The organism is Achromobacter sp. (genome assembly GCF_036567245.1).
In the GTDB taxonomy this organism is placed as follows: domain Bacteria; phylum Pseudomonadota; class Gammaproteobacteria; order Burkholderiales; family Burkholderiaceae_B; genus Achromobacter.
On the sequence record NZ_DATCUY010000621.1, the window covers coordinates 1 to 3,127 of the forward strand.

4 protein-coding genes are annotated in these 3,127 nt (G+C 67.7%); 1 reads left to right on the top strand and 3 read right to left on the bottom strand.

What is annotated here, in order from left to right:
* The 3 genes from lpxK to VIR09_RS26360 all read right to left on the bottom strand — a co-directional run.
* Positions 1 to 662 (bottom strand): tetraacyldisaccharide 4'-kinase (lpxK, locus tag VIR09_RS26350; protein ID WP_332015540.1); only part of this gene is annotated, 662 nt, incomplete at its 3' end.
* Positions 659 to 1,072 carry an ExbD/TolR family protein gene (locus tag VIR09_RS26355; protein ID WP_013394771.1) on the bottom strand — a complete coding sequence of 138 codons (414 nt, stop codon included), beginning with the start codon at positions 1,070 to 1,072 and terminating at the stop codon, positions 659 to 661. The genes lpxK and VIR09_RS26355, both read right to left, overlap by 4 nt.
* Positions 1,069 to 1,692, bottom strand: a complete 624-nt coding sequence (locus VIR09_RS26360; RefSeq protein ID WP_332015542.1) for a MotA/TolQ/ExbB proton channel family protein — start codon at positions 1,690 to 1,692, stop codon at positions 1,069 to 1,071. The genes VIR09_RS26355 and VIR09_RS26360 overlap by 4 nt, the downstream gene beginning before the upstream one ends.
* A 351-nt stretch (positions 1,693 to 2,043) precedes the next feature.
* Here VIR09_RS26360 and xseA point away from each other — a divergent pair.
* Positions 2,044 to 3,127, top strand: a 1,084-nt coding sequence (gene xseA, locus VIR09_RS26365) for an exodeoxyribonuclease VII large subunit (protein ID WP_332015543.1), incomplete at its 3' end; no start/stop codon positions are given.

A 3,127-nucleotide genomic window follows, 5' to 3' on the forward strand; every position in this document is an offset into this window, starting at 1 on the left:
GGCCGGCTGCCGCCGTCCACGGCCTGTGGCTGGCCGTCAGGCGTGCCGATGTTGGTCACCACCACGTCGACCTCTCGCAGCCGTTGCGCCGGTTCGCGCAAGGGGCCGGCGGGCAGCAGGCGGCCGTTGCCCACGCCGCGCTCGTCCTGCACCACGATTTCGATGTCGCGGGCCAACGCCAGATGCTGCAGGCCGTCGTCCGAGACGATTACATCCACCTTGGGGTGCGCCTGCAGCAGGGCCTGGGCGGCCAGGGCGCGTTTCGGGTGCACGGAAACCGGGGCGCCGGTGGCGCGGGCGATCAGCGCGGGCTCGTCGCCAAAGCGGGCGGCTTCCAGCTCGCCCAGCCCAACGCGGGCGTGGGGGCCGACCTTGACGCCGTAGCCGCGGCTGACGACGCCAGGCGTGTAGCCGCGCGACCGCAGCGCTTCCACGGTGGCGATGACCATGGGCGTTTTGCCGGTGCCGCCGACGTAGACGTTGCCGATCACCACGACGGGTACAGGGGCGCGATAGGCAGTGCGGCTGCCGTCCAGATAGCGCTGGCGCTTGCGCGCCACTTCCCAGGCGGTCAGCCTGGACAGCGGCAGCAGCAGATTGGAGAGCCAGCCGCCGTGCTGCCATTGGCGCGCCAGCAGCGTTGAGGCGCGCTTGGCGGTCACCGGGTGGTCTGCGCGGCGAAGTTGACGCGGCCGATGCCAGCCAGCCGGGCAGCTTCCATGACGTTGATCACGGACTGGTGGGTGGCCTGGGCGTCGGCGTTGATGACGACCAGCGGCTCGGTCTTGCCGGCCGCGGCCTGGCGCAGGGCGTCGGCGATCTCGGGCGGCGTGGAGACATCGATGAGCGTGCCGTTGAGCGCGTAGCGCCCGTCCTGGCTGACGGCGACTTCCAGCGCCGGCGGCGTGTCCTGTTCCATCGAGGCCTGCGGCAGCGTCACCTTCAATTGGGTGAAGCGCGCGAAGGAGGTGGTGGCCGCCAGGAAGATCAGGATGACCAGCAGCACGTCGATGAGCGGGATCAGGTTGATATCCAGCTCATCGCGATCGCCGCGGGGGCCGCGGAAATTCATGAACGGCCCTCGCGAGGGGCGGATCCGGGGGAGACGGCGCGGGCCAGGCGCGACGCGGTCTGCTCCATGGCGCTGAGGTAGCTGTCGACGCGGCCGCGCAGATAGCGGTGCGCGATCATGGCGGGAATGGCGATGAGGATGCCGAAGCCCGTGTTGTACAGCGCCATCGAGATGCCGCGCGCCAGTTGCGCGGGGTCGCCGCCGCCGGGGGTGTAGGAACCGAAGATTTCGATCATGCCGACCACGGTGCCGAACAGGCCCATTAAGGGCGCGACCACGGCGATGGTGCCGATGGCGGAAATGTAGCGGCTGAGGTCGTGGGCGACGGCGCGGCCGGTGTCCTCGACCACGTTGCGCAGTTCTTCGCGGGGCAGATGACGGTGGCGCATCACTTCGGCGAGGATCCGCCCCAGCGGCGAATTACGCTCGAGGCGGTTGATCGATTCCGGAGTGTCCTGGCGATTGCGCAGCATTTCAGCCACTTGATCGCTCAGGCCGCGCGGCATGACCAGGCCGCGGCGCAGCGAGAGGAAGCGCTCGAAGATCAGCGCCAGGCCCAGGACGGATGTCGCCAGCAGGGGCCAGATCGGCCAGCCGGCCTCGCGCAGTATGGAAAGCAAAGCGTTCAACTCCCGGGGGGACCGGCGCGCAAGGGCGCGCAAACCGGCAACTGATCAAGCCGAAACTGTAACGGCGCGGCGGGGGGTGTGGCAAGTCGGTACGACCCCCAATCTATCCACAGATCTTGTGGATAATTCTGTGCAAAACTTCCCGGGAATGCTTGTGGGCACAGGGCTTGCACTTGTTTGCTTCAATTTCGAGCAGCTCTGTTTTTGATAAATACCTATAAAAATCAATGATTTAATTCCAATTTGCTGGCTTTCGGGCCAGTTGCGGCAAATATGCTGGGACGCGGTATGATTGCGGCCCGCTACGCGGCCCCTGTGGACAGGTACGCATCGGAAAGCCCCATGACAATTGAATCTACAGTCACAAACAACGTATTTGCGCGGGATATCCTGACGGTTGCCCAGCTGAATCAAGCCGTGGGGCAGTTGTTGGAGCGCAGCATCCCGGCGCTGTGGGTGCGCGGAGAGATTTCCAACTTCACAGCGGCGGCTTCCGGGCATTGGTACTTCACGCTCAAGGATAGTCGGGCCTCCGTGCGCGCCGTCATGTTCAGAAGCCGCGCCAGCGCGGTGGGTTTCACGCCGCGAGCGGGCGATCAGGTCGAAATCCGGGCCCGCGTGTCCCTCTACGAGCCCCGCGGCGACTATCAGCTGCAGGCCGACGCCATGCGGCGGGCAGGATTAGGCAATCTGTACGAGGCGTTCCTGCGCCTGAAGGAGCAACTGGCTTCCGAAGGCCTGTTCGATCCGGCCCGCAAGCGCGAACCCGCGCGCCTGCCGCGGGCGATCGGGGTGATTACTTCCCTGCACGCCGCCGCGTTGCGGGACGTGCTGTCGGCGCTGGCGCGGCGCGCGCCCCAGGTGCCCGTGATCATCTATCCGGCGCCGGTCCAGGGGGCTGACGCCGCTGGACGGCTGGCTGCCCAGGTGCGCGCGGCCAACCAGCGCGCCGAAGTCGACACGCTGCTGCTGGTGCGCGGCGGCGGCAGCATCGAGGATCTCTGGAGCTTCAACGACGAGGCGCTGGCCCGCGAGGTCGCGGCCAGCGAAATCCCCGTCATCAGCGGCGTGGGGCACGAGACGGATTTCACCATTGCCGATTTCGTGGCCGACGTGCGCGCGCCGACGCCGACTGCCGCCGCCGAACTGGCTTGCGTGCCGCGTTCTGAATTGCTCGGCCAGGTCATGCAGGCGGCTGAGGCCATGACGCGCGGTCAACAGCGCCGCTTGGAGCGCGCTGCCCAGCGGCTGGACCGCGCCGCCGCCCAACTGGTGTCCCCGGCCCAACGCCTGGAGCACCAGCGCGAGCGCCTGAACAGCCTGCGTTTCCGCCTGGCCACCGCCTGGTCCGGTCCGCAAGAGCGCCGCGTTGCGCGCGTCAATCTGCTGACTCAGCGCCTGGCGCATCGCGTGCCGGACACCGGCC

Coding starts and splice junctions, on each gene's coding strand:
- VIR09_RS26355 (WP_013394771.1), bottom strand. CDS start 1,072: ATGAATTTCCGCGGCCCCCGCGGCGATCGCGATGAGCTGGATATCAAC.